General features: G+C 63.0%; 23 protein-coding genes. 13 read left to right on the forward strand and 10 right to left on the reverse strand.

Annotated elements, in window-relative coordinates; genetic code table 11:
• Positions 1-5 precede the first annotated feature (5 nt).
• Complete coding sequence (locus ABWV64_RS09380) at positions 6-1,553, forward strand: methyl-accepting chemotaxis protein (protein ID WP_353344360.1); 1,548 nt, start codon at positions 6-8, stop codon at positions 1,551-1,553.
• Between the two features lie 412 nt (positions 1,554-1,965).
• Here ABWV64_RS09380 and pnp read toward each other — a convergent pair whose 3' ends face one another.
• Positions 1,966-4,098, reverse strand: coding sequence for a polyribonucleotide nucleotidyltransferase (gene pnp, locus ABWV64_RS09385; protein WP_353344362.1), 2,133 nt, complete (start codon positions 4,096-4,098; stop codon positions 1,966-1,968).
• Between the two features lie 285 nt (positions 4,099-4,383).
• Between pnp and ABWV64_RS09390 the strand changes: the two genes are divergently transcribed.
• The gene (locus tag ABWV64_RS09390; protein ID WP_353344364.1) at positions 4,384-5,289 is read left to right on the forward strand and encodes a hypothetical protein; all 906 of its coding nucleotides are present in this window, start codon (positions 4,384-4,386) and stop codon (positions 5,287-5,289) included.
• Between the two features lie 138 nt (positions 5,290-5,427).
• Here the strand turns inward: ABWV64_RS09390 and rpsO are convergent, their stop codons facing one another.
• The 6 genes from rpsO to rbfA form a co-directional block, all read right to left on the reverse strand.
• On the reverse strand, positions 5,428-5,697 hold the full coding sequence (rpsO, locus tag ABWV64_RS09395; protein ID WP_353344366.1) for a 30S ribosomal protein S15: 270 nt from the start codon (positions 5,695-5,697) through the stop codon (positions 5,428-5,430).
• 328 nt (positions 5,698-6,025) lie between these two features.
• A complete protein-coding gene (locus ABWV64_RS09400; RefSeq protein ID WP_353344368.1) occupies positions 6,026-7,009 on the reverse strand; it encodes a calcium-binding protein in 984 nt (327 codons plus the stop codon).
• 192 nt (positions 7,010-7,201) lie between these two features.
• Positions 7,202-7,720 carry a DUF1643 domain-containing protein gene (locus tag ABWV64_RS09405; RefSeq protein ID WP_353344370.1) on the reverse strand — a complete coding sequence of 173 codons (519 nt, stop codon included), beginning with the start codon at positions 7,718-7,720 and terminating at the stop codon, positions 7,202-7,204.
• 45 nt (positions 7,721-7,765) lie between these two features.
• A complete protein-coding gene (truB, locus tag ABWV64_RS09410; RefSeq protein ID WP_353344372.1) occupies positions 7,766-8,680 on the reverse strand; it encodes a tRNA pseudouridine(55) synthase TruB in 915 nt (304 codons plus the stop codon).
• Between the two features lie 98 nt (positions 8,681-8,778).
• On the reverse strand, positions 8,779-9,555 hold the full coding sequence (locus tag ABWV64_RS09415) for a phosphodiester glycosidase family protein (RefSeq protein ID WP_353344374.1): 777 nt from the start codon (positions 9,553-9,555) through the stop codon (positions 8,779-8,781).
• Positions 9,530-9,925 (reverse strand): 30S ribosome-binding factor RbfA, encoded by a 396-nt coding sequence (gene rbfA / locus ABWV64_RS09420; protein WP_353344592.1) that lies wholly within the window; start codon positions 9,923-9,925, stop codon positions 9,530-9,532. Before rbfA ends, ABWV64_RS09415 begins: the two co-directional genes overlap by 26 nt.
• 88 nt (positions 9,926-10,013) lie before the next feature.
• On the opposite strand from rbfA, the gene dapB reads away from it, so the two are divergent.
• Both dapB and ABWV64_RS09430 read left to right on the forward strand, forming a co-directional pair.
• Positions 10,014-10,823 carry a 4-hydroxy-tetrahydrodipicolinate reductase gene (dapB, locus tag ABWV64_RS09425; protein ID WP_353344376.1) on the forward strand — a complete coding sequence of 270 codons (810 nt, stop codon included), beginning with the start codon at positions 10,014-10,016 and terminating at the stop codon, positions 10,821-10,823.
• A 117-nt stretch (positions 10,824-10,940) separates the two neighbouring features.
• A complete protein-coding gene (locus ABWV64_RS09430; protein ID WP_353344378.1) occupies positions 10,941-11,321 on the forward strand; it encodes a dihydrodipicolinate reductase in 381 nt (126 codons plus the stop codon).
• 63 nt (positions 11,322-11,384) lie between these two features.
• On the opposite strand, the gene ABWV64_RS09435 is transcribed toward ABWV64_RS09430, so the two are convergent.
• Entirely contained in the window at positions 11,385-11,600 is a 216-nt protein-coding gene (locus tag ABWV64_RS09435) for a DUF1674 domain-containing protein (RefSeq protein ID WP_353344380.1), read from the reverse strand.
• 204 nt (positions 11,601-11,804) lie between these two features.
• Here ABWV64_RS09435 and ABWV64_RS09440 point away from each other — a divergent pair, with 204 nt between their 5' ends.
• From ABWV64_RS09440 to ABWV64_RS09470, 7 genes are all read left to right on the forward strand, one after another.
• On the forward strand, positions 11,805-13,052 hold the full coding sequence (locus ABWV64_RS09440; protein WP_353344594.1) for an RsmB/NOP family class I SAM-dependent RNA methyltransferase: 1,248 nt from the start codon (positions 11,805-11,807) through the stop codon (positions 13,050-13,052).
• Between the two features lie 232 nt (positions 13,053-13,284).
• On the forward strand, positions 13,285-15,039 hold the full coding sequence (locus ABWV64_RS09445; RefSeq protein ID WP_353344382.1) for a heparinase II/III family protein: 1,755 nt from the start codon (positions 13,285-13,287) through the stop codon (positions 15,037-15,039).
• Between the two features lie 134 nt (positions 15,040-15,173).
• On the forward strand, positions 15,174-16,763 hold the full coding sequence (gene purH, locus ABWV64_RS09450; RefSeq protein WP_353344384.1) for a bifunctional phosphoribosylaminoimidazolecarboxamide formyltransferase/IMP cyclohydrolase: 1,590 nt from the start codon (positions 15,174-15,176) through the stop codon (positions 16,761-16,763).
• Between the two features lie 60 nt (positions 16,764-16,823).
• Positions 16,824-17,294, forward strand: coding sequence for a signal peptidase II (gene lspA / locus ABWV64_RS09455; RefSeq protein ID WP_353344386.1), 471 nt, complete (start codon positions 16,824-16,826; stop codon positions 17,292-17,294).
• Positions 17,295-17,353: 59 nt separating this feature from the next.
• Positions 17,354-17,881, forward strand: a complete 528-nt coding sequence (locus tag ABWV64_RS09460) for a DUF3035 domain-containing protein (RefSeq protein ID WP_353344388.1) — start codon at positions 17,354-17,356, stop codon at positions 17,879-17,881.
• Positions 17,882-18,116: 235 nt separating this feature from the next.
• On the forward strand, positions 18,117-19,562 hold the full coding sequence (locus ABWV64_RS09465) for a M16 family metallopeptidase (RefSeq protein WP_353344390.1): 1,446 nt from the start codon (positions 18,117-18,119) through the stop codon (positions 19,560-19,562).
• Positions 19,559-20,944, forward strand: a complete 1,386-nt coding sequence (locus ABWV64_RS09470) for a M16 family metallopeptidase (protein WP_353344392.1) — start codon at positions 19,559-19,561, stop codon at positions 20,942-20,944. Before ABWV64_RS09465 ends, ABWV64_RS09470 begins: the two co-directional genes overlap by 4 nt.
• Positions 20,945-21,045: 101 nt before the next feature.
• Here the strand turns inward: ABWV64_RS09470 and ABWV64_RS09475 are convergent, their stop codons facing one another.
• Positions 21,046-23,385: an aldehyde dehydrogenase family protein gene (locus tag ABWV64_RS09475; RefSeq protein WP_353344394.1), complete on the reverse strand. Its 2,340-nt coding sequence runs from the start codon at positions 23,383-23,385 to the stop codon at positions 21,046-21,048.
• 3 nt (positions 23,386-23,388) lie between these two features.
• The gene (gene deoC / locus ABWV64_RS09480) at positions 23,389-24,351 is read right to left on the reverse strand and encodes a deoxyribose-phosphate aldolase (RefSeq protein ID WP_353344596.1); all 963 of its coding nucleotides are present in this window, start codon (positions 24,349-24,351) and stop codon (positions 23,389-23,391) included.
• 343 nt (positions 24,352-24,694) lie between these two features.
• On the opposite strand from deoC, the gene ABWV64_RS09485 reads away from it, so the two are divergent.
• The gene (locus ABWV64_RS09485) at positions 24,695-25,732 is read left to right on the forward strand and encodes a metal ABC transporter solute-binding protein, Zn/Mn family (protein ID WP_353344396.1); all 1,038 of its coding nucleotides are present in this window, start codon (positions 24,695-24,697) and stop codon (positions 25,730-25,732) included.
• Complete coding sequence (locus ABWV64_RS09490) at positions 25,729-26,607, forward strand: metal ABC transporter ATP-binding protein (RefSeq protein ID WP_353344398.1); 879 nt, start codon at positions 25,729-25,731, stop codon at positions 26,605-26,607. Before ABWV64_RS09485 ends, ABWV64_RS09490 begins: the two co-directional genes overlap by 4 nt.
• The last annotated feature ends 1 nt before the right edge of the window (position 26,608 follow it).

Raw genomic sequence — 26,608 nt, forward strand, 5'->3', positions numbered from 1 at the left:
GAGCCATGAGCCGAACCGATTTGTTGAAAGAACCTCGTGCCCGCGCGATCCGAATTGTCCTTGCGGCCAATCTGGTGCTGGCGGTGCTGCCGCCTGCTGTGGCCTACAGCGTCGGTAATCCAGCTCTGCTGGTGGGGCTGTTCTCTGGCGGGCTTTGTGCCTTGGCGTTTGCGCTCTATGCGGGCGGTGGCGCAATGGCGCGTGTCGGTGTCGGCAGCGCTTTGATCGGTCAGGTTGCGCTTGTGACAGCGGCCTTGGCGGGGCACCCGTGGCAAACCGACAGCCATATGTTGTTTTTCGCGGCGCTGGCGATGCTGATTATCATGATCGACAGCCGTGCCATTCTGGTCGCGACGGTGTTGATCGTGCTCCACCACCTGTCGCTGAGCATCCTCATGCCCGCGATGATCTATCCGGGCGGTGATCTGGTCGGCAATGTGGCCCGCACCTTGATCCACGGGGCAATTGTCGCAGTCGAAACGGCCGTGTTGATTTACTCGGTGCAGGTCCGGATCACGCAAACCCGCGCCATGGCCGAAGACGGGGCCAAACTCGCCGCAGCTTTGGCGCAACTGGAGAAAGACACCGCGGAGATTTCCCGCTCTCAGGCAGAGCAAACCACGGTGGTTGATGCGCTGCGCCTTGGGTTGACCCGCTTGTCCGCAGGGGATTTGGGCTATCAGATCGGCGCGCGCTTCCCTGACCAGTATGAAGACCTGCGCGAGGCATTCAATTCGGCGCTTCAGGCGCTCCACAAGGCGATGAACGACGTCCTGATGCGCGCCGATTCTATTCGCAGCGAGACGGGAGGCATCTCCGCCGCCGCACTCAGCCTGTCGCAACGCACCGAAGAGCAGGCCTCGTCTTTGGCCGAAATGACCAATACCGTCACCCGTATTTCCGAAGGTATGAAGCTGTCGAGCAAAGACGCAGGCGATGCGCGCGAAGCTACGCTTCTGGCGCGTGATCGGGCGGATACCGGCAGCAGTGTGGTGGACCGTGCCGTGGTGGCGATGGGCGAGATTGAAAGCTCGTCCAAGGAAATCCAGATGATCACCGATATGATCGAAGACATCGCCTTCCAAACCAACCTTCTGGCGCTCAACGCGGGGGTCGAGGCCGCCCGCGCCGGTGCGGCGGGCCAAGGGTTCTCGGTGGTGGCCTCCGAAGTGCGCGCGCTTGCGCAACGCTCCTCCGAAGCGGCGCGCAACATCAACGCCTTGATTGAACGCTCCGGTGCGCAGGTGGCCAGCGGCGTGAAACTGGTGCGTGAAACCGGTGAGGTCCTGAGCGAAATTCGCGACTCGATCCGCTCGGTTGCCGAAAAAGCGGGCCATATTTCGCAAGCCGTCTCCGAGCAATCGGGCGGCATCGACAAGATCACCGCCACGATGACGGATCTTGACCGCGTGACCCAAGAGAATGCCGCCATGTTCGAGGAAACCACTGCCTCCAGCGTCGGTCTCACCTCGAATACGGATCGCTTGACCGAAACCATTGCGCGTTTCGTGCAGCCTTCGGCGGGCGCGACCGGCAGTGACCGCGCCGCATAAACCGCCGCGCGAGATGGTTTCGCTTAGACGTTAGCACATCAAAAGGCCCCGCATCACGCGGGGCCTTTTTTGCGGGAGGCTCGCGCACCAAGGGATTGGCACTGCGCTGCGCGTATGCCATCCGGCCTCTCAGGCGCCGCCTTCAGGCTCAGGCGGCCCGAGCCGGCTATATCCAAGCTGACCCCCAGGCGCGGCCTGTCGTGCGGCTTTGGGCCGCGGAGCCTAGGGCGTGTTTTGGCTCGCTTGCTCGCTGCGAAGTCAGACCGCAGGCGCGTGCAATTAGGTCTTTTGAAAATCGCACGCTGGACCATGGTCTTGCCCTACGCTCATGCAACGGAGCGACGCGGTTGCCCAACGAAAAAAGGCCCCCGCATCATGCGGGAGCCCGACTGTCTTAAAGGTGGTAGAGCGATCAGCCTTCGGATTTCTCCGGCACGATCTCTTCACCGGTTTCCTGATCGACCATCTTCATCGACAGGCGCACCTTGCCGCGATCATCAAAGCCGAGCAGTTTGACCTTCACGTCTTGGCCCTCTTTGAGGACATCCGACGGGTGGTTCAAACGACGGTTTTCGATCTGGCTGACGTGCACAAGGCCGTCGCGCTTGCCAAAGAAGTTCACGAAGGCGCCGAAATCGACGATCTTCACGACCTTACCATCGTAAATCTGGCCTTCTTCGGGCTCTGCCACGATCGAATGGATCATGTCATAGGCCTTCTTGATGGCCTCGCCATTGGGGCTTGCGATCTTGATGATGCCTTCGTCGTTGATATCGACTTTGGCACCCGAGGTCTCGACGATCTCGCGGATCACTTTGCCGCCCGACCCGATCACTTCACGGATCTTGTCGGTGGGGATCTGCATGGTTTCGATACGCGGTGCGTGCACCGAGAAATCCGCCGCGCCGGTCAGCGCTTTGTTCATCTCGCCAAGGATATGCATCCGGCCGTCTTTCGCCTGCGCGAGGGCCTTTTCCATGATCTCGGGGGTGATGCCAGCAACCTTGATGTCCATCTGCAGCGAGGTGATACCGTTTTCGGTGCCTGCCACTTTGAAGTCCATATCGCCAAGGTGATCTTCGTCGCCAAGGATGTCAGTCAGGATCGCATAGGAGCCGTCCTCTTCGAGGATCAAACCCATGGCCACACCGGCAACCGCCGATTTGAGCGGAACGCCCGCATCCATCATCGACAAGGAGCCGCCGCAAACCGATGCCATCGACGAGGAGCCGTTGGATTCGGTGATTTCCGACACAACCCGCAAGGTATAGGGGAAATCGGTGGCCGCAGGCAGAACCGCCTGAAGCGCGCGCCATGCCAATTTGCCGTGGCCGATCTCGCGACGACCAGGCGAGCCAACTCGGCCCACTTCACCAACCGAATAGGGAGGGAAGTTATAATGCAGCAGGAAGTTCGATTTATAGGTGCCGGTCAGCGCATCGATCATCTGCTCGTCGTCGCCCGTGCCCAGCGTGGTGATCACGAGGCCTTGGGTCTCGCCGCGGGTGAAGAGCGCCGAGCCGTGGGTGCGCGGCAAGAGGCCGGTTTCGCACACGATGGGGCGCACCGTGGTGGTGTCACGGCCATCAATTCGCTTGCCGGTTTTCACGACATCGCCGCGCAGAACCGAGCTTTCGAGCTTCTTCAAAGCCGAACCGAGGTTTTCATCGGCCAGTTGCTCTTCCGAAAGCGCTTCTTTGATCGCGGCTTTCGCCTCGGCAACCGCAGTGGTGCGCTCTTGCTTGTCGGTGATCGCGTAAGCGGCGCGGATCTTGTCCTCGCCCACGGCTTTGACGGCGGCGAAGAGGTCGGAGTAATCCGCAGGCTGGAAGTCGAACGGCTCTTTGGCGGCATCTTCAGCCAGATCAATGATCAGGTCGATCACCGGCTGGATGCTGTCATGGGCGAATTTCACCGCGCCAAGCATTTCTTCTTCGGTCAGCTCATAGGCTTCCGATTCCACCATCATCACGGCGTCTTTGGTGCCTGCCACAACCAGATCGAGACGCTGCTCGGGGTTGTCGCGCAGCTTGTGCATGTCTTCGACTTCGGGGTTGAGGATGTATTCGCCATCGACAAAACCCACACGGCAACCCGCGATCGGACCCATGAAGGGCGCGCCCGAAATGGTCAAAGCCGCCGACGCCGCGATCATCGCAACCATATCAGGGTCGTTGACCAGATCGTGGCTCAGCACGGTGCACATCACCAGAACTTCGTTCTTGAAGCCCGGAACAAACAGCGGGCGGATCGGACGGTCGATCAGACGCGCGGTCAGCGTCTCTTTTTCCGTCGGGCGCGCTTCGCGTTTGAAGAAACCGCCGGGCACTTTACCCGCGGCATAGTATTTCTCTTGGTAGTGAACCGTCAGCGGGAAGAAGTCCTGCCCCGGTTTTTGTTGTTTGGCGAACGTTACGTTGGCCATGACCGAGGTCTCGCCCAATGTGGCGATGACGGTGCCGTCGGCCTGACGGGCAACCTTGCCCGTTTCCAGTGTCAGCTCTTCTTCGCCCCACTGGATGGATTTTTTCACTTCGTTGAACATCTAGCTATCCTAATTGGGAGCACTCCCGACCCCTGTCGGGTCTCCCGTTTGCATGGCGGCCCCATTGCCGCCGACCTTTTCATCATCTCATGCGCCAAGGTCAAAGCGTCACGTCTCAGATACCGCGCGCATACAGGATTTTGAGGGCTTTGGGAAGGGGCGTTGCGGCCCGCCTGTCAAGTGGGGAATCCATGTATGGATCGACCGAATGCGGCGCGTTTAAGGTCGAGGCGGCCATTATTATTGGCGTCTTGAGACCAAACTTATTTTACAAGGAACTTTGAAATGACACAGAAACGATACGCCCGAATTGCGGCCTATTTGCCGCAAGCCTACCGGCAACTTCAACAAAATGGCAGCGCCAAACGATTGGCCGAGGGACTGCGCAAAACCGGTTTTGATCCCTCGGGTACGCCGGATATGGACGCACTGTTGCGACTGACGGGCGACAAACCCTCTGCTGACCTGCTCGCCAAGAGCTTTGCCTTGCGCTCCCCCGCTCAGGCCGCGCCCCAGATCATTGCGTCGCTCGGCGCGCAGAACAAATTGACTGCGCCGATTATCGGCGGCGTGGCCGCGGTTTTGGCGCGCAGCGGCTTCTCGACCCGTGAAATTGCCGAGGTCTTCGATCGCCTGACAGAAGGGCGGGTCAATGTCGTCCTTGGCAAATTGCCAGCAGGCGCTGCCCCGCAGGTGACCAGCGAGGGCGAGAGCACAACCGTTATGCTGCCACCTCCGCCTGCCGAAGAAGGCGGCGAAGGCGGTTCCAATGAGGGCGGCGGCGAAGGCTCTGGAGGCGAGGGGACCGGTGGAGGGAACGGGACCGGTGGAAACGGGACTGGAGGCGAGGGATCTGGCGGCGAGGGAACCGGCACAGAAGGCGGCACCCCTGACGGAAATGGCACCGGCGGCGAGCCGAACGATCCGACCCCGTCACCCGAGCCGACGGAGCCCAAAGGCTTTTGGGGCATCTTGAATGCCATTCTCACCGGTGCGGCCAAAGGCGCGGGGGTCGGCGGCGCACTTGGTGCCTGGGCAGGATCTCCGGCAGGACCCGCAGGCGCGGCGGGCGGTGCCGTCGAAGGGGCTTTCTACGGCTCGATCGGCGGCGGTATCATCGGTGGTGGCGCATATATTTTTGGCAGCGTGATGACGCTGCCCGATGGGTCCGGCGATCTGGTGTGGTATTGAAGGCGGATGACGGCGCCGCTCCGGCCGCGTTCAGGCCCGTGAGACAGAGTGTTCGCGGCTTTGCGGTTGGCGCGACATAGACAAGAAAAGGCCCCCGAGTTCATCAGGGGCCTTTTTGAATTCTGTTTTGATCAAAGTTTAGCGGCGCAGGCCGAGGCGTTTGATCAGGTCTTGGTAGCGTGCTTCGTCTTTGGCGCGGGTATAGTCCAAAAGCTTGCGGCGCAGAGCGACCATTTTGAGCAGGCCACGGCGACCGTGGTTGTCTTTTTTGTGGGTTTTGAAGTGCTCGGTCAGGGTCGCGATGCGCGAGGAAAGGATAGCAACCTGAACTTCGGGCGAACCGGTGTCGCCTTCTTTGGTTGCGAATTCTTTCATGATCCGTGCTTTTTCTTCTGCAGTAATCGACATCGGGGTCTCCTTAGGTTGAAGGGTTGGGGCACAGGCCGGGATGTCGTCCAGCAAGGTCCATAGAGATATGCCCCGCAAAGCGGTGCAGATGCGCGCGTATAGAAGAGAATCGCCTTGAAGGAAAGGAAAAACTCGGCCTGCGGCAAATGCCGCGACTTGCGGTCTTGGGTGATGATGTCAGGCGCAGGGTTCAGCGCCCCAAAGAGGGGCGGACAACGGGGCGGAAGTGGGCGGCAAACGGGCACGGAGCCCGCGCAATACCTTCGGCTCGGGGTGCAGGCGCGCCCGCCGCGCCCGCCCGCGCGCATCGCAAGCCCCGCGCCGGTGCTTAACCGGCCAGCAAGCCCGCCTGCGCGACCGATTGCGACATGAGCGTGATATCGTCAAGGCTGAAGCCCGCGCCGTTGCGCACCAAGACCACATCGACGCCATTCATCGTGACGATCACACCGCCGGTCCCGTCGGGGGCGTCGCGCAGTTGCACATCGGGGTCCGCCTCGGGGTCGATGCTGTCGTCATAAACCAGAACAAGCGTGTCGTCGCCCGCCTCGAAGTCCATCACCTCGGCGCGCGCGCCTTCGGGAATCCAGTCACCGGCACAGATCACATCGGCCCCGTCGCCGCCGGTGACGATGTCATAGCAGCCCGCCACGATCACATCGTCACCGGCCCCGCCATTGAGGTAATCCGCGCCGTCGATGTCGGAAATATCGCCCTCGGCCGCCTCGGGATCGTCGCACAGGCCGGAAATCATATCATCGCCCGCGCCGCCAAACAAAGTATCGGCGCCCAAACCGCCGTCGAGGTCGTCACGGCCCAATCCGCCATGCATCGCATCATTGCCGTCGCCGCCATTCAGCGCGTCATCGCCGCTGCCGCCGTCGAGCGTATCGTCGCCGTCTTCGCCGTAAAGGTCATCGTCATCGTTATGGCCGTATAGGCTGTCATTGCCGGCGCCGCCATGCAATGCGTCCTTGCCATCCTCGCCGTGAATCTCGTCGTCGCCCGCGTCGCCCGACAGGGTGTCATCGCCGCGCGCGCCGTGCATTTGGTCATCGCCCGATGCGCCGCTGATCGTGTCATCCTCTTCGCTGCCGCGCAGCCAGTCATCGTCTTCGGTGGTTTGGTCCTCAGGGGCGGTTTCGGCCTCCACAGCGGTCTCTTCGCCTTCGAGCAAATCGCCGACATCTTGCACCGAGGCGGGCATCGCGCCGCTGCCTTCCGAGGCCGGTTCGCCTTCGTCCTCGCCCATGTTGATGAACGCCGTGGCGCCCACGACCATCATTCCCAGCAAACCCGCAAGCAGTAACATCGCACATCTATCCCATAATACGCGCTCGACCATGCCACAAATCGGGCTTTGCGTCAAACGGTCCGCGCTCAAATTGGTTAACGCGCCGCTATGGAAAAGTTAACAAAATGAGTGGCTTGCCAGAGTTTCGGGCGGCGCGCGCGGGGCTCAGAAGGTTAACGCTTTGCCGTGCGGAGTTTTTCCCTTTGTGTCTCAACGCGTTGCGGGGGGCCACGGGCTCGGCGTCTCGCTATAGGCGATATAGAGCGGGTGTTTGGGATGGCCCGCTTTGCTCAGGCCAAGGTGGTAGAGCGGCTTGCCCGAGCCGCGCAAAATCGTCTCGACCGCCGTCCCTCGCGCCAGATGCGCCCCATGCGTGCCCCAAGCGGCGATGACATCATCGGCCCATGCGCATCCGTCGCGGATCGCCGCGTCATTCTCCGGTCCGACTGGATCGCGCGCCGCGCGCATCAATTTGGGATCGGTGTCGCGCCATGCGAAAATATTGGTCACGCGAAACCCGCCATATCCCAAGGCCCGCGCGCGGCGTTCGCAGCGCTCCACCGTGGGGTCGTTTTGCACTTCGGTCGCGGTCGAGGGGTTGAGCATGACGAAGAGCACGCGCTTGCCGCCGCTGTCCCATTCGCGCGTGAGCGCATAGCGGTAGCGCTCGCAATCGGAATAGATGGCGGTCGAGGGGGCGTCGTCTTTGGTGTGGCTGCGCGTGATCATGGGGTTTGATGCCCTGAACCGGCGTGCGGGTTCAAGCGGTTTTGCCTATTGCGCGGGGCGCACAAAGACGCGCGAGGGATGCAATTCGCCCGCCTTGTAGATGCCCACCGCCACGGCTTCGCCGTTCAGCGAGGCCCAGCATTCATCGCCATATTCCACGTCCGATACGATCACCATTCCGGGATTGCCGTTGCGCAGTTTCGCCGCGCCGCCTTCGGTGGTCTTGACCTCGGGCAGATCGGCCAACCCCTCTTCAAGCGGCAGCAAATGCGCGTCGATCTGGGGGGTTTTGGCCAAATCCTCGATCTGCTCCATGCTGATCGCGTCTTCGACGTCGAAGGGACCGGACCACACACGGCGCAGCCATTCCACATGGCCAAAACACCCCAATGCCGCGCCCAGATCGCGCGCGATGGAGCGCACATATCCGCCCTTGCCGCAGGTCATTTCCAAAATCACATGATCGGCGTCGGGGCGCTCGGCCAAGAGCAGCTCTTCGACGTAGAGCGGCCGCGCGGCGATCTCGAACTCTTCGTCGCTGCGCGCCAGCTTATAGGCGCGCTCGCCATCGATTTTCACCGCCGAGAATTTTGGCGGCACCTGCATGATATCGCCGACAAACCGGCCCAGCGCGGCTTTGATCTCGTCGTCGGTGGGGCGCGCGTCCGAGGTGTCGGTCACCTCGCCTTCGGTGTCGTCGGTATTGGTCGCCTGCCCCAAACGCACCGAGAAACGGTAGGCCTTCATCGCATCGGTGATATAGGGCACGGTTTTGGTCGCCTCGCCCAAGGCCACGGCCAAAACGCCGGTGGCTTCGGGGTCCAATGTGCCGGCGTGACCGGCCTTTTTCGCGCCAAAGGCCCATTTCACCTTGTTCACCACGGCGGTCGAGGTGATGCCAGCAGGTTTATCGACGACGAGCCAGCCGGAAATATCGCGGCCTTTGCGGGTGCGTGCCATGGAAGGGGCCTCATGAGATAAGCGCAGTGATAGAGCGGGCGGGGTAGCGAATGCGCGCGCCGCCGTCAATCACGGTGTCACGCCCATCGCGCGGCAGGTCAGTCGATGCGCTCCACCGTGCCGACAATCGGGCCAAGGGGACGGCCAAGGCTGAAGCCGCCAGCGCCGCGCCGATAGAGCCGCGAGATATTGCCATCAAAGTATAGCGCATTGGGCAGTTTGAGCACATCGCGGTAGAGCGTGCCGAAGTCGTAAAAATTCACCGCCGTTTGCGAGATCGCAAAAACCGCGCGCCTCCCGTCCGCCGTGGTGCCGACCCCGTTGCGGATATAACGGCTGTCGCTGCCTTTGATGAACCGCGGATGCAGCGCGCCGTCGATCACCAGCATCGGACCCGATTGTGTGGCATGGCGGCAGGCGGGTTTGGCGGCGAGAAAGGCTTTGGTTTCAATCACATCGGCGCGGCCTTCGCCGATGCAAAACACCCCGTTGGGCAAGAGGCCGAAATTGCCGCCGCCGCCGGTGGTGATGACGCGCATGACCTCTGTGCCCTCTTCGACATAATGGCCGACGGGGGCGCGATCCTCGTGATACATGCCCGCATTCATCGCCATGCCAAGGCGCAGGCCCTGCGGCTCCAGCGCCTGATCGATGCGGGCGAATTGCCCGAACGGCAGCCCCGCATCGTCATATAGAAACAGCCGCAAATCCTCGGCGCTCAGGTCCACCTCGCATAGGGTATAGGGCGCGCCTTGATGGTCCACATCGCGGCAGGACGCGCCATGGGCGGCAGGGGCGAGGGCGCCCGAAACCGCCACAGCGGCGGCAAAAACCGCGCCGAGGCGCGTTTTAGTCGTCCAGATCACGGCGCACATTGTCTTGATCCAGAAGCGCGCGGGTGGCGTCCATCTGATCAAAGGTATGGTCAATCATGAAGCGCAATTCGGGCACATGTTTCAGCGACATTTTCTTGCCAAGGTAGTGGCGCAGCTCGCCCTTGTTCTTGGCCAGAAGCGCGATCGCCTGCTCTTTGTCCCCGCCGCCCAGCGGCAGCGCATAGACCGTCGCGATGCGCAAATCGGGGGTGACGCGCACCTCGCCGATGGTGATCGACATGCGGTTGAGGTCGGTGTCATGCACCTCGCCGCGCGAGAGCATTTCCGAGAGAGTCCGCCGGATCAACTCGCCAACGCGCAGCTGCCTTTGGGAGGGGCCGGAGCCCTCGTGATGTGCGTTCTTTGCCATGCCTGTCATCTAGTGCCTTGCTCGGGCTTTGCCAAGCGCGCATTGCTCAGGTAGGAAGGCCCAAACGCCACAAAGGAGCGCGCATCTCATGTCGGATTTGCCCGGAATCGTAGTCACCGGCGCCTCGGGGCGCATGGGCCAGATGTTGATCAATACCATCACGGCCAGCGGCAAGGCCCGCCTTGTCGGCGCGGTGGTGCGCAAGGGGCACGCGTGGGTCGGCCAAGACGTGGGCACCGCCATGGGCGGCGCGGCCATGGGCGTCACGGTCACCGATGATGCTCTGGAGGCCTTCGCCAAAGCGCAGGCGGTGATTGATTTTACCACCCCTGCCGCCACGGTGGAATTTGCCGCGCTCGCCGCGCAGGCGCGCGCCGTGCATGTGATCGGCACCACTGGCATGAGCGCCGAAGAGATTGCCGCCCTAAAACCTGCGGCCCGCCATGCGGTGATCGTGCGGGCGGGCAATATGTCCCTTGGCGTGAACCTGTTGACGCAGCTGACCAAAAAGGTCGCGGCGGCCTTGGACGAGGATTTCGATATCGAGATCATCGAATCGCATCACAACCGCAAGGTCGATGCGCCGTCCGGCACGGCGTTGATGCTGGGCGAGGCGGCGGCCGAGGGGCGCGGCGTTGCGCTTGATGCGGTGTCCGACCGCGGCCGCGACGGGATCACCGGCGCGCGTAAAAAGGGCGACATCGGTTTTGTCGCCGTGCGCGGCGGCGATATCATCGGCGAACATGATGTGATGTTCGCGGGCAGCGGCGAGCGGATCATCTTGCGCCATGTCGCCTCGGACCGTTCGGTGTTTGCCCGCGGCGCGCTCAAAGCCGCGCTTTGGGGCTTGGGCCAGACCCCCGGTGAATACGATATGATCGACGTCTTGGGGCTCTAGGGCGCGCCGTCGCGCGGGCGATGCAAAAAATCCCGCGCGAAAAAATTTCGCTTTTTACGCATCCGAAACGCATTGAGCGGCGTAATGGGGGTAATTCCTGCTTTGAAAGGATGCCTCATGCCCGCTTTTATCGCCCGCCCCGTTTTGATGGTCCTGACCGCGCTACTGCTTGCGGCGGCGCCCCTTGGCCCCGCCTTGGCCGAAGGCTTCACGCCCCTGCGCGACAAGGCGGCCTTTGTCGCCCTGATCGAGAACAAGAACCTCAAACGTCTCGGCATCACCTTGCGCGTGCTGCCGGGTGGCGCCATCACCGGCAAGGCCTTGGGGCAAAAAGTGCGCGGGGCATGGCAATGGAGAGACGGGTATTTTTGCCGCGATCTCTACTGGGGCAATGAAAACCTCGGGGCCAATTGCCAAGAGGTCTCTGTGCGCGGGCGGACCTTGCGGTTCCAATCGGATCGCGGCACGGGCGATTACGCCGATCTCTCGCTCGACTGATCGCGGGGCGGAGTGCGGGGCCGATCGTGCGTCTGATCTTCGGGGGCCTGCGCGGCGCGCAAATCAAAAATCAATCGCCAAACCTTTTTTCTCCCAATCGCCATAGCGCACCGGCTCCGGCCCGTCGCGCCCGCCCAACTCTGTCGGCAGCGGGGCCTCGGCCTGCGCCAATTTGCGCCGCTGTGCGGCCTCGGCCAAAGCGCGCTGCGCGGCGGGGGGCAGGGCAGGGTCGATAGAGGCGTCCACCTCTTGCGGGGTCTGGGGTGTTTTCTCGCTCATCAGATGGGCTTCCTTTGCGCTTTGCCTGTTGATATACGCCCGCTTTAACCGCGGGCAAGGCCCGATCCATGCTTGTTGAGGAATATGCCGATGAAACCCGCCTCCAAATACCCCCGCAAGGGGTCCGGCGCCGCGAAACAGGGCGCGCAGGGCGACAAGGCGCGGCACAACACCTACAAAAAAGCCCCGCCGCCGACGCCGCGCATGGTGGCCGTGCGGCTTTTGGACGGGGTGATGGGCGAGGGCAAGCTGATGTCCGAGATGATCGGCGCGGGGGCCTTGGAGCGCCTCGAACCCGCCGACCGCGCCCGCGCGCAGCGTCTTGCGATGGATGTTCTGCGCGGCATGGAGCGGATCGACAAGGTGCTGGCCAAACATCTCAAACGCGGCGAGCCGGTGTTGCATGCGATGAACGTGCTGCGTCTTGGCACGCTGGAGCTTTGCCTTGGCGGGGATGCGCATGGGGTGGTCAATGAATGCGTCAATATCGTCGGGCGCAACCCGCGCACCCAGCAGATGAAAGGCCTCGTCAATGCGGTGCTGCGCAAAGTCGCCGCCGAAGGCCCCGCCGAATGGGCGATCTTGCGGGTGCCGCGCCTGCCCAAATGGCTGCGCGCGCCCTTGGCCGAAGCCTACGGCAGCGAAGAGATGAAAGCCATGGAGGCGGCGCATTTCGCGGGCGCGCCTTTGGACCTGTCGGTCAAGGAAGACGCCGAAGGCTGGGCGCAAAAACTGGGCGCGCAGGTTTTGCCGACCGGCTCGCTGCGCATCGCCTCGGGGCAGCAGGTGTCGGCCATGGCCGGATTTGACGAAGGCGCGTGGTGGGTGCAAGACGCCGCCGCCGCTTTGCCGGTGAAAATCCTTGCGCCCAAAGCGGGCGAGAGGGTGCTTGACCTGTGCGCCGCACCAGGCGGCAAAACGATGCAATTGGCGGCCAGCGGCGCCTCGGTGACGGCGGTCGATATCTCGGCGGGCCGTATGGCGCGGGTGGCCGAAAACCTTGCGCGCACGGGGCTGAGCGCCGATCTGGTCACCGCGGATGCCTTGGAGCAGAGCGGCACCTATGACGCCATCGTTCTGGATGCGCCCTGTTCGGCGACGGGCACGATCCGCCGCCACCCCGATTTGCCCTTTGCCAAGGATGGCAGCGAATTTGGCATGCTGATCGGGTTGCAAGAGGCCATGCTGGACCATGCGCTGTCCTTGCTCGAACCGGGTGGGCGGTTGGTCTATTGCACCTGCTCGCTGTTGCCCGACGAGGGCGAATGCCAGATCGAAGATGCGCTGGCGCGCCATGGGGATATCAGCGTGGATCGCGCGGCCTTGATGGTGGAGGGGGTCGAGGCGGCTTGGCTCACCGAAGAAGGCGGGCTGCGTTTGCGGCCTGATTACTGGGCCGAGCGCGGCGGGATGGACGGGTTTTATATCGCCTGTCTGGTCAAAACCGCCTAGGCGCGGATCGCCCGCGCGCGCCCTGACCGCCCGTCTCGCACCGCCTGCGGGGCGCCCGTTTCGGGTGCGATTTCGGCGCGGCTTTGCCGCCGCGGCCCCTCTTGGCGCCTCCGCTACCTTGGCCAAATCCTCCCCTCGCGCGGCGCGCGGCTTTTTGAGCGGTGACTTGGCCGCGGCTTTTCGTTAATATGCCTCGCAAAGCGCCAAAAGAGCGTAGCGAGAGGCAGAGCAGATGGCCCAAGAAAAACTGATGTCGCGCGGAACGCGCGTCTTGAACCGTGTGCATGCGCGGCTGAGCGCCTTGGCGCGCCCTGCGACGGGTTTTGTCTCGCAGCCCGAGCCGCGCACCATCGGCAGTTTTGCGCGCGGGCGGCAATTGGTGGCGGGCAATCTGTTGTTTGCGGGGCAATTGCACCAAGATGACGGCAGCGGCCTTTGGGCGCTGGGCGGCAGTGATCCGGCGCGCGACGACGAGGCGCATGGCTTTGCATGGCTCGATGATCTGGCCGCTGTGGGCGACCGTCCGGCGCGGCAACTGGCGCAAAATTGGCTGTGGGAGTGGATCGCCCGCTACGGGCGCGGCGGCGGCGCGGGATGGACGCCGGAGCTGACCGGACGGCGTTTGATCCGCTGGATCAACCACGCGATCTTCTTGCTCAACGGCCAAGACAAAGCGCAATCACAGGCCTTCTACCGCTCGCTGGCGCGGCAGACGATTTTTCTGGGCCGCCGCTGGAAAGGCGCATTGCCCGGATTGCCGCGCTTCGAGGCCCTGACGGGGTTGATCTATGCGGGGCTGGCCTTGGAGGGGATGGAGCGCCACGTCGGCCCCGCCGTCAAAGCCTTGGCCCGCGATTGCCGCACACAAATCAGCGGCGAAGGCGGCATCCCGACCCGCAACCCCGAAGAGCTGTTGGAGGTGTGCACCTTGCTGACTTGGGCGGCGGCGGCGCTGCGCGAGGGTGGCAAACCCGTCCCGCCCGAGGTCATGTCGGCCATCGAGCGTATCGCGCCGAGCCTGCGCAGCCTGCGCCATGCCGATGGCGGATTGGCGCGATTCCATGGCGGCGGGCGCGGTATGGAAGGGCGGCTGGATTGGGCGCTGGCCAATAGCGGGGTGAAAACGCGCCAAGCGGACGGATTGGCGATGGGATATGCGCGGCTGAGCGCGGGGCGCAGCTCTTTGATCGTCGATGCCGCCGCACCTCCGGGGGGCAAGGCCTCCTTTGATGCCCATGCCTCGACCCTCGCGTTCGAGCTGACATCAGGGCGCAGGCCGCTGATCGTCAATTGCGGATCGGGGGCGCATTTCGGCGAGGAATGGCGCCGCGCGGGCCGCGCCACCCCGTCCCATAGCGCGCTGGCGCTGGAGGGATATTCCTCGGCGCGTTTGGGCCGGATCGGACCGCGGCGCGAGATGCTGGTCGACGCGCCGCGCGATGTGCCGGTGCAGATCACCCATGCCGCCGACAGTTTGCGATTTGAGGGCGGGCATGACGGATATCTCAAGACCCACGGATTGACCCATGCGCGCACGCTGGAACTGTCGGTCGACGGGCGCGGCCTTGGCGGCGAGGACCTGTTGGTCGCGATCGAGCCTGCGGACCAGCGCCGGTTTGATGCGGCGATGGATGCGGTCAGCCTCCAAGGCATCCCCTATCAGGCGCGGTTTCACCTGCATCCCGAGGTCGATGCCTCGGTCGATATGGCCGGCGCGGCGGTCTCGCTGGCGCTCAAAAGCGGCGAGGTTTGGGTGTTTCGCACCGACGGCACCTCGCAAATATCGCTCGAACCCAGCGTTTATCTGGAAAAAAACCGTCTTAAGCCTCGCGCTGCGCAGCAAATCGTATTATCGGGTCGCGCGATGGAGTATGCAACGCGCCTGCGCTGGTCCTTGTCCAAAACCGTCGAAACCCCCGTTTCGATCCGCGATTTGAAACAGGCAGGTTACGGCGCGCCGGATGCTCCCGAATATGAGGTAGAATGAGCCCGCGTGAGACGCGCCCTACAACATATCCCCCGCGCGCTGGGTGGCATCACGCCGCCCGCGCATCCGCTTGCGCCGAAACAGGGCGGCGCGGCATCGCATATTGACTGCCATCATTTGGGATCTCGACTGACATGACCGACCTTTCGCCCCTCAGCCGCGCGCTGATCTCCGTTTCCGACAAAACCGGCCTTGTAGACTTGGGCCAGAAGCTTGCCGCCCGCGGGGTGGAGCTTCTCTCCACCGGCGGCAGCGCCAAGACGTTGCGCGATGCGGGGCTTGCGGTGCGCGATGTGGCCGATGTCACCGGATTTCCCGAAATGATGGACGGACGGGTGAAAACATTGCACCCCAAAGTGCACGGCGGGTTGTTGGCCTTGCGCGACAACGAAGGCCATGTCGCGGCGATGCAAGAGCACGGGATCGGCAATATCGACCTGCTGGTCGTGAACCTCTATCCCTTCGAGGACACCGTCGCCAAGGGCGCGGATTACGACACCTGCATTGAAAACATCGATATCGGCGGCCCTGCGATGATCCGCGCCGCCGCCAAGAACCACGGCTTTGTCACCACCGTGGTCGATGTCGAGGATTACGACGCCCTGATCGCCGAACTGGACGCCAATGACGGCCAGACCTCCTATGCCTTCCGCCAGCGTCTGGCGCAGATCGCCTATGCGCGCACCGGTGCCTATGATGCGGCCGTGTCCACATGGATGGCGGGCGCGCTGGGCGAGGAAGCGCCGCGCCGCCGCGCCTTTGCCGGCACGATCAAGCAAACCCTGCGCTACGGCGAGAACCCGCATCAAAACGCGGCCTTCTACACCGATGGATCGGACCGCCCCGGCGTGGCGACCGCCGCGCAGCATCAGGGCAAGGAATTGTCCTATAACAACATCAACGACACCGATGCGGCCTTTGAATTGGTCGCCGAATTCGACCCTGCCGAAAGCGCCGCCTGCGCCATCATCAAACACGCCAACCCCTGCGGCGTGGCCAAGGGGGCGACCCTTCTGGAGGCCTATAAAAACGCCTTTGATTGCGACCGCACCTCGGCCTTTGGCGGCATTGTGGCGCTCAACGGCGAACTCAACGGCGAAACCGCCGAAGCCATCACCGAGATTTTCACCGAGGTCGTCATCGCCCCCTCGGCCACCGATGAAGCCAAAGCGATTTTCGCCAAAAAGAAAAACCTGCGCCTGTTGACCACGGGCGCCTTGCCGGATGTGCGCGAAAAGGGTCTGACCGTGCGTCAGGTCGCAGGCGGGCTTTTGGTGCAGGACAAGGACACCGGTTACATCAGCATGGATGATCTGAAGGTGGTGACCAAACTCGCGCCGACCGACGAGCAGATGCGCGATCTTTTGTTCGCGTGGAAAGTCGCCAAACACGTCAAATCCAACGCCATCGTCTATGTCAAAGACCAAGCCACCGTTGGCGTCGGCGCAGGCCAGATGAGCCGCCTCGACAGCGCGCTGATCGCCGCCAAGAAAGCCGAGCGTATGGCCGAAGCCATGGGATTGCCCGCGCCTTTGACCAAAGGCTCCGCCGTGGCCTCTGATGCCTTCTTCCCGTTTGCCGACGGGCTTTTGGAGGCCGCCGCAGCGGGCGCATCCTGCGTTATCCAACCGGGCGGGTCGATGCGCGATGACGAAGTGATCGCTGCCGCCGATGAGGCGGGGCTTGCCATGGTCTTTACCGGAATGCGCCATTTCCGGCACTAAACGACGGGCGGTGCGGGGCGCAGAGCCCCGTGCCGCTGTGATATGAAAAGGGAGAGGCTGATGCGCCTTGTGTTTTGGGTCGGATTTTGGACCTTTCTCATTGATCAGGCGACCAAATATCTGGTCGTCCACGCGATGGATCTGCGCAATCTGGGCGAGATCGAGGTGCTGCCGCCCTTGCTCAACCTGCGCATGGCGTGGAACTATGGCATCAACTTTGGCCTCTTTGCCCAAGGCTCCGATATTGTGCGTTGGGTTTTGATCACCGTGGCCATCGTGATTTCGGGCGCGGTTTTGTGGTGGGTCCATAGCGAAGAGACCGGCAAACGCGGCTATATCGCGGCGGGGCTGTTGGTCGGCGGGGCGATGGGCAATGTGGTGGACCGCATCCTTTATGGCGGTGTGGCCGACTTTTTGAACATGTCGTGCTGCGGATTTGACAACCCCTATGCCTTTAACGTGGCCGATATCGCGGTCTTTGCGGGGGCCATCGGTATGGTCCTGTTTACAGGCGGCAAAAACGCCGCGTGACGGCAGTGCAGGGATGGGTTAAACCTATCCACAACAGACGACGGAGGACCGCAATGCGGATGGCGCGCGTTACAAAAATCGGGATCGCCCTCGGGCTTGTGGCGCTGGTGTCGGCCTGCGGCGGGGACAAGCGTGACATACGTTTGCGCAACTTCAACAGCTCTGTCGGCGGACCCAATGAATTCGCCGTGATCCCGAGCAAGCCTTTGCAAGCGCCCGCCGATTTCACCGCTCTGCCCGACCCCACTCCAGGTGCGGGCAATATCACCGATCAAAACCCCAAAGGCGACGCCATCGCCGCGCTGGGCGGCAATGCGGCGCGGCTGGTACCTGCGGGCGTGCCCAATACCGACGCGGCACTGACCCGTCACGCCGCCCGTTTTGGCACCCAATCGGGCATTCGCGAGACATTGGCCGCCGAGGACGAAGACTATCGCCGCCGCAAATCGCGCTTCACCAAGCTGAAGATCGTGAAAACCGACCGCTACCGCGAAGCCTATAAGCCGATGTCTTTGAACCCGCAGGCCGAAATGGCGCGGTTCCGCCGTCTGGGTGTGGACACGCCAAGCGCCCCTCCGGCACAGTAATCTCGCGCCCGCGCCGATGCCGCGCTGCGCTCTCGCGCGGCTCACAGCAATGTCACCACCCGCGCGCGGCGCACCCTTGAAGCGCGCGCTGCTCTGCGTATCTATAGTCTTACGCGTGCCTGTGGTGGCGCGGCACTTGGTTTAATCATATGCTAACTCTCTCACGCGCAGGCTTTGCTTGCGCTTTGCGTGACGGCCCCGATATGGTGTGGCGGGCCCAATGACAGGATGATCCATGATACGATCCTTGCCCTCTTTCTTCTTCCTTAGCGTCCCCTTGCACCGCGCCACGCTCAAAGCCCTGACGCCCGCCGTTCTGGCCTTGGGCCTCTGGGCCGCGCCCGCCACTGCGCAAACCGCCGCCGCAACCGAGACCAAAGCGCCGCCCGCCGCCAGCCGCGAGATCAAGGATGCGATCACCGATTTCAAACTCGATAACGGCATGCAGGTCATCGTGATCGAAGACCACCGCGCCCCCGTCGTGGTGCAAATGGTGTGGTATCGCGCCGGATCGGCAGAAGAGCCCGCAGGCGCATCGGGGGTCGCGCATTTCCTTGAACATCTGTTGTTCAAAGGCACGGACAATATGGAATCGGGCGAACTATCGGCCACCGTCGCCGCCAATGGCGGCAGCGATAATGCCTTCACCAGCTATGATTATACCGCATACTACCAACGCGTTGCCGCCGACCGTTTGGAATTGATGATGCGGATGGAAAGCGACCGGATGGTCAATTTGCGCCTTGGCGAGGAAGAGATCGCCACAGAACGCGCGGTGATCATCGAAGAGCGCAACCAGCGCACCGAAAACGACCCTGCCGCTCTGTTTCGCGAGCAAAAGAACGCCGCGCAATATCTCAATCACCGCTATGGCGTGCCCGTGATCGGATGGCGCCACGAGATGGAGCAATTGGACCTTGGCGATGCGCTGGCCTATTATAAAACCTATTACGCGCCCAATAATGCGATCTTGATCGTTGCGGGCGATGTGGACCCTGCCGAGGTCAAAACCTTGGCCGAGACCTATTACGGCGTGATCCCCGCCAACCCCGACCTGCCCGAACGTGTCCGCCCGACCGAGCCGCGGCAAACCTCCGAGCGGCGCATGACCTTTCGCGACCCGCGCGTCGCACAGCCCTATGTCAGCCGCTCCTACCTCGCCCCCGAGCGCAACGCGGGCGATCAAAAAGAGGCGGCGGCCCTGACCCTTTTGGCGGAAATTCTGGGCGGCGGGACGACCTCGGTGCTGGCCGAAAAATTGCAGTTCGAGGCGCAAAAGGCGGTCTATGTGGCAGCCTATTATCGCGGCATGTCCTTGGATGCGACGACCTTTGATTTCATCGTCGTGCCTGCGGCAGGGGTCAGCCTTGAAGAGGCTGAAGCGGCGCTCGATACGGCGGTGGCCGAATTTATGAACGAGGGCATTGATGCCGAACAACTGGCCCGTCTCAAGATGCAAATCCGCGCCTCCGAAATCTATGCCCGCGACGATGTGGAAAGCACCGCAAACCGCTATGGCCGCGCGTTGACCCAAGGGTTGACCATCGCGGATGTACAAGAGTGGCCGCGCATTTTGGAAGCGGTGAGCGCGCAGGACATCCTTGCCGCGGCCAAATCCGTTCTCGACAAACGCCGCTCTGTCACTGGTTGGTTGATGGGCGAAGAGGAGGTCTCGCAATGAGCCGTCATATGCCCCCCGCCCGAACCCACGTCCAAGCCCGCGCCGCGGCGCTGCCCGCCGCACTGGCCCTGCGCATCGGCGGGGTTTTGATTGCTCTGGCCTTGCTCTTGGCGGCGCTGCCCGCGCGCGCCGAAATCCGGATCCAAGAGGTCACAAGCCAAGGCGGCATCACCGCGTGGTTGGTCGAGGATCACACCATTCCCTTCGCTGCGCTGCAGCTGAGCTTTCGCGGCGGGGCGTCCTTGGATGCGGCGGATAAGGCCGGTGCAACCTCCTTGATGGCGGCGCTCTTGGAAGAGGGCGCGGGGGATTTGGACGCGCGCGCCTTTGCCCGCGCCCAAGAAAGCCTCGCCGCCTCTTTCGGCTATAGCGTCGGCGATGATTCCGTCTCGATTTCGGCGAAATTCCTGACCGAGAACCGCGATGCGGCGCTGGAACTTTTGCGCAAAACCCTGATCGAGCCGCGCTTTGACGAAGACGCGATCGAGCGGGTGCGTGCGCAGATGCTCTCCAACATCCGCTCCGACCTCAAAGATCCCAATGCCATCGCAGGGCAGGCCTTTTCCAAACTGGCCTTTGGTGATCATCCCTATGCCAATCCGCAAGACGGCACCGAAGCCACGGTGAGCGCCCTGACGCGCGACGATCTGCTCGCGGCGAAGCAGGCGGCGCTTGTGCTCGGCCGCGTCAGCATCGGCGTGGTTGGCGACATCACGCCCGAAGAACTGGCCCCGCTTCTGGATGCGCTTTTGGGCGATCTGCCGCAAGACGGCCCGCCCTTGCCGCCGCGCGCGACGGTGCAATTGACCGGCGGCACCACGGTGATCGACTTTGCCACGCCGCAATCCGTGGCGCTCTTTGGCCATGAGGGGCTCGCTCTGGACGACGAGGATTTCTTTGCCGCCTATCTGCTCAACACCATCCTTGGCGGCGGCTCGTTCGAAAGCCGCCTGATGACCGAGGTGCGCGAGAAACGCGGGCTGACCTATGGCGTTTATTCCTACCTTGTGGGCAAGGAAGAGGCGGATATCTGGATGGGGCAGGTGGCCTCGGCCAATGACCGGATCGGCGAAGCGATCAGCGTGATCCGCGCGCAATGGGCGCGTATTGCCGAAGAGGGCGTCACCCAAGAGGAACTGGACAATGCCAAGACCTATCTGACCGGCTCCTACCCTTTGCGTTTTGACGGGAACGGGCCGATTGCGCGGATCATCACCGGCATGCAGGAAAACGGATTTCCCATTGATTACGCCGCAACGCGCAATGAAAAGGTCGAGGCGGTGACATTGGAAGACGTCAACCGCGTGGCGCGCGAACGCCTGCGAGCGCAAGACCTGCGCTTTGTGGTGGTCGGGCAACCCGAAGGATTGGAAGCGAATTGAGCCGATGCGCCGCAAGGCGCCCGAGGCGCGCGGCGGATGCCTCCGGCGGGGATATTTGAGGAACCAGCAAGGGGCGCGGGGCGATGTTCCCGCGCCCGTTTTTATTCGCCGTAGGGGATCCAGACGGTTTTGACCTCGGTCGCCGCATCGAGGAAGGCCTTGCTGTCGGCATGGCTCCAGTCGCGGGCTCGGGCGTTGTTGACCCATGTGCGTTTGAGATTGCTCGCCGAGGCGCGTTCGATCTCGGCGCTGATCGGGGCGGAGGAGAAGCTCCAGACCGCGTCGATATTCATATGCGCCGCCATGGGCGCGGCCAGATCGCTATGCGCCCCCGTGAGGATGTTGACCGTGCCGGGCGGCACATCGGATGTGTCCAGCACTTGGTAGAAATCGGTGGCCAGAAGCGGCGCGATTTGCGAGGCGACAAGCAGCACGCGGTTGCCCATGGCCAAGGCGGGCGCCATGACCGAGACCAGCCCCAAGAGCGGCGCCTCGTCGGGGCAAAATGCGCCGATGACCCCCACGGGTTCATTCATCGCCAGCGCCGCGCCGCGCATCGGAACGCCGCTGATGCGGCCCTCGTATTTATCGGCCCATGCGCCATAGGTGAACAGGCGCTCGATGCTGGCCTCGACCTCGGATTTGCCGGATTTTCCGCCGGTGCTGGCATCAATGCGGGCGGAAAATTCATCGGCGCGCGCCGACAGGTTCTCGCCGATATAATAGAGGATTTGAGCGCGCAGATGCGCCGAGGTTTTCCCCCAGCCGGCTGCGCTTTGGGCGGCTTCGACCGCGTTGCGGATGTCTTTGCGGCTGGCAATCGGGACATGGCCGAGCAGGGCGCCTGATTTGCCAAAGACCGGCGCGCTATAGCCGCTGTCGGGGCGGGTTTGTTTGCCGCCGATATAGAGCTTTGGCGTGCGGTCGAGATGGGTCTCTTGCGCGGTGTCGCCTGTATGGGGAAGCAGGGGTTTGAGGATTTTGGACTTGGCTTTGGGGCGCGTATAGGCGGCCAATCCGGCCCATCCGCCCTCGCGGCCAAAGCCGCTTTCACGCAGCCCGCCAAAACCTGCGGCAGCGTCGAACATATTGCTGCCGTTGATCCAGACCACGCCCGCGGCCAGTTTCGGCGCGATGTCGAGGGCAAGGTTGATGTTCTCGCTCCAGATCGTGGCGGCAAGGCCATAGCGGGTGTTATTGGCCATTTCCACCGCCTCATTGGGGGTGCGGAAGGTCGAGGAGACCAGCACGGGGCCAAAGATTTCCTCCTGCATGAGCGTATCGGCAGGGGACAGATCGGTGATCAGCGTCGGCGGGTAAAAACACCCCGCCTCGGGGATATCGCAAGGTGGCGTGAAATGCGTGCCCGCAGGATGTGCGCTCACCATGTTTTGCACGGTCCTGAGTTGCACCGGATCGGCCAGCGCGCCCATATCGATGCTTTTGTCGAGCGGGTTGCCGAGGCGCAATTTGCCCATCCGTGCCCGCAGTTTCTCATGGAAACGGTCCGCGATGCCGTCATGCACCAAAAGCCGCGATCCGGCACAGCAGACCTGCCCTTGGTTGAAGAATATCGCATCGACAAGCCCTTCGACCGCGCTGTCGATATCGGCGTCATCAAAAACGATATAGGGCGATTTGCCGCCCAGTTCGAGCGTCAGCGCCTTGCCCGATCCGGCGGTGGCGCTGCGGATCGCGCGGCCCACGGCGGTCGATCCGGTAAAGGCGATCTTGTCGATATCCTCATGCGCGGTGATCATCTCGCCCACCGCGCCGTCACCGGTAACGATATTGACGACGCCTTTGGGCAATCCGATCTGGCGGCAGATATCGGCAAACAAAAGCGCGCTCAGTGAGGTATATTCCGCCGGTTTCAAGACCACGGTATTGCCCATCGCCAGCGCCGGCGCGATCTTCCACGCCAGCATCAAAAGCGGGAAGTTCCACGGGATGATTTGCCCGCAAACGCCAAGCGCCTCGCGGTCCGGCATTTCGTCATCCATCAATTGCGCCATGCCCGCGTGGTAATAAAAATGCCGCTGCGCCAAGGGGATATCCACATCGCGCGCCTCGCGGATCGGTTTGCCATTGTCGAGGGTTTCGAGCACGGCGAACAGGCGGCTGTGTTTTTGCAATTGGCGCGCCAGCGCATAAAGATGGCGCGCACGCCCCGCACCGCCGAGCTTTTGCCATTTGCCTTGGGCGCGGCGGGCGGCCGCGACGGCGGCGTCCACCTCGATTGCCGTCGCTTGGCTCAGCGTGGCCAGAACCTCGCCCGTGGCGGGATTGCGGCTTTCGAAATCATTGCGCGCCTCGGTGAAGGCCCCATCGATGAAATGGCCGAAACGGTCGCCCTGATCGACCAGCCATGCCAAGGCCTCTGCCGGAGATTCCAGCGCCGTGCCATAATCCATCGTCTCGAAAATTTCTTTTACAGTCATAACTTATCCCATCGGATGGCGGTAGGCGGCGGAATAGGCGCCGGTGGTATGGTGTTCGATCTGGCGCTCGATATCGCCCAAAAGTGACGAGGCCCCGAACCGGAAGAGGTCGGGCGCGAGCCAGCGATCGCCAAGCTCTTCCTTGATCAACGACAGATAGACCAAAGCGTCCTTGGCCTTGGAAATCCCTCCGGCGGGTTTGTAACCGATGCGCACGCCCGCGCGCTCATGGTAGTCGCGGATCGCGCGGATCATCACGAGGCTGACGGGCAGGGTGGCGTTGACGCTTTCCTTGCCGGTGGAGGTCTTGATGAAATCGGCCCCCGCCATCATGCACACCAACGAGGCGCGCGCGACATTGCGCAGGCTGCCCAATTCGCCGGTGGCCAAAATCGCCTTCACATGCGCCGCGCCGCAGGCCGCGCGAAAGGCGCGCATTTCATCATAAAGTGCCTGCCAATTGCCGGTCAGAACGTGGCGGCGTGAGATCACGATATCGATTTCCTTGGCCCCTGCCGCGACGCTGGCCTCGATCTCTTTGACGCGCAAATCAAATGGCGACAGGCCCGCCGGAAATCCGGTGGAGACGGCGGCCACGGGAATGTTCGTGCCCGCCAAGGCCTCGACCGCAGGGGCGATCATCTCGTGGTAGACGCACACCGCGCCGGTGGTCAGCCCCTGCATATCCAGCGCCGCCAGAAGATCGGGGCGCAGCGGTTGGCGCGCCTTGGCGCAAAGCCGCCGCACCCGACCAACCGTATCGTCGCCCGACAAAGTGGTCAGGTCGATGCAGGAAACGGCCTTGAGAAGCCATGCGGCTTGGTGGTCTTTCTTGACCGAACGGCGCGTGCCGATCTGGCCCGCGCGGCGCTCGATGGCCGATGTGTTCGCCTGCGCGCGCATCACCCAATCAAGGTCCAAGTCCATTCCCGGATTGCGCGGTTCAAGGGTTTGCGGCAGCTGCATAAGCGCGCTCGGCGGTTTTGCGGCGCCGCTGCGCGTTGCGGTGTCTTTTTGGCTGCTCATATCTGGCCCCATCCTTGTCCGGCTTTGGCATGTCGGGTCTGTGCGGCGCGGCGCGCGCAAATCGGCTCTGGCCGTATGGGGATAGGGTGTCATGCACCCGCGTTCTTGGCAAGCTGCGGCGGCGAGACTTGCGCCAAGAATTGCCGGTGCTTGGTGCGGGTGCGGATGGGAATCGGCCTTGCAATTGCGCAATATCGGAGCATTTCTGCCGATAGGCGGGCTCTAGTTGCGAATTACTCGCATTATTGTTGACGCAGATGAGAATCGTTCTCATATAGAGGCCATGACACGAAATATTCCACCCAAATCCGCCGATCTGCCCCCCTTGCCCGCACCGAGCCGCCGCAGGGCGCTTGCATGGTTTGCCGGTGCTGCGGCGGGACTGGGCGCGCCCTCCTTGCTTTGGGCAAAAGAGGCCAGCGCCGCAGCACCCTCCGCCGCCCTGTCCGTTGTGGCCACCACGGGGATGATCGCCGATGCCGCGCGCCAAATCGCGGGGCCTTTGGCGCAGGTGCGCGGGCTGATGGGATCGGGGGTCGATCCGCATTCCTACCGCCAGACCCGCAGCGATATCGCCGCCATGGTGCGCGCCGATCTGGTGCTTTGGCATGGCCTCTACCTCGAAGCGCAGATGGAGGAGTTTTTGCTCGATCTGGGGAGGCGCCGCGCCGCCATTCCCGTGGCCGAAGCCTTGCCGCATGATGTGTTGATGCCCTACGGCGAATATGAAAACCGCTTTGATCCGCATGTCTGGATGGCGCCCGAGCTTTGGTCCGAGGTCACCCGCGCGGTCGAGGCCGCCTTGATCGCGGCGCGGCCCGCTCACGCATCGCAACTGGCCGAGAACGCGCAGGCCCACCGCGCGCAGATCGCCCAACTGCACCTTTATGCCCAAGAGGCGATGGCGCAAATCCCCGATGCGGCGCGGGTGCTTTTGACGGCGCATGACGCCTTTGGCTATTTCGGCCGCGCCTACGGGCTTGAGGTGATCGGCATCCAAGGTATCTCGACGCAAAGCGAGGCCGGATTGAACCGCATCGGCGAATTGGTCGATATGCTTGTGGCGCGCGGGATCGGCGCGGTGTTTGTCGAAAGCTCGGTGTCGGATCGCAACATCCGCGCGCTGATCGAAGGCTGCGCCGCGCGCGGGCACCGGCTTGCGATTGGCGGCGAATTGTTCTCCGATGCGATGGGCGTCGAGGGCAGCTATGAGGCGACCTATATCGGGATGCTCGACCACAATATCACCACCATCGCCCGCGCCTTGGGCAGCGATGCACCCGCCCGCGGGATGCAAGGTAATTTGGAGGCGCGGCGATGAGCGCAGTGGGGGGCGCAGCGGCGCAAACCGTCGAGGCGGATCTGGCCACCACGGCCTTGGCCATTCGCGGCATGACCGTGTCCTACGGCGAAAAACCGGCGGTGTTCTCCGTCGATATGAGCGTGCCGCGCGGCGCCATGATGGCCATTATCGGCCCCAACGGCGCGGGCAAATCCACCCTGCTCAAAGCCGCGCTGGGCGTGGTGCCCTCGCTCTCGGGCGAGGCTTTCGTCTTTGGCAAGCCCTTGGAGCAGGTGCGCGCGCGCATCGCCTATGTGCCGCAGCGCGCCTCGGTCGATTGGGATTTCCCCGCGCGGGTCAGCGATGTCGTGGCCATGGGCCTTTACCGCGAGTTGGGCCTTTTGGGGCGGATGACCGGCGCGCACCGCGCCCGCGCCGCGCAAAGCCTTGAGCGGGTCGGCATGGCCGATTTTGCCCATCGCCAGATCGGCCAATTGTCCGGCGGCCAGCAACAGCGCGTCTTCCTCGCCCGCGCCTTGGCGCAAGAGGCCGACCTCTATTTGCTCGACGAGCCCTTCGCAGGGGTCGATGCGGCGACGGAAAAGGCGATCATTGCGGTTCTGCAATCGCTCAACGCGCAGGGCAAAACCGTGATCGCGGTGCATCACGATCTGGCCACGGTGACGGATTATTTCGACCATGTGTTCTTGATCAACAAAACCCGCATTGCCGAAGGCAAGGTGGCCGAGGCCTTTACCCCCGAAAACTTGCAACGCACCTATGGCGGGCGGCTCGCCACGGCGCAGCTTGATCCGGCCTCACAGGTCAATGCCCCCGCCGCGCCGCGCAAGGATCTGGCGTCGGGGCTTGTGCCGCCCGGTGCGGGGCCGGACGGCGCAAGCGGAGCGGGCTGAG

Source organism: Litorivita sp. NS0012-18 (assembly GCF_040371945.1).
Classification (GTDB): Bacteria; Pseudomonadota; Alphaproteobacteria; order Rhodobacterales; family Rhodobacteraceae; genus Litorivita.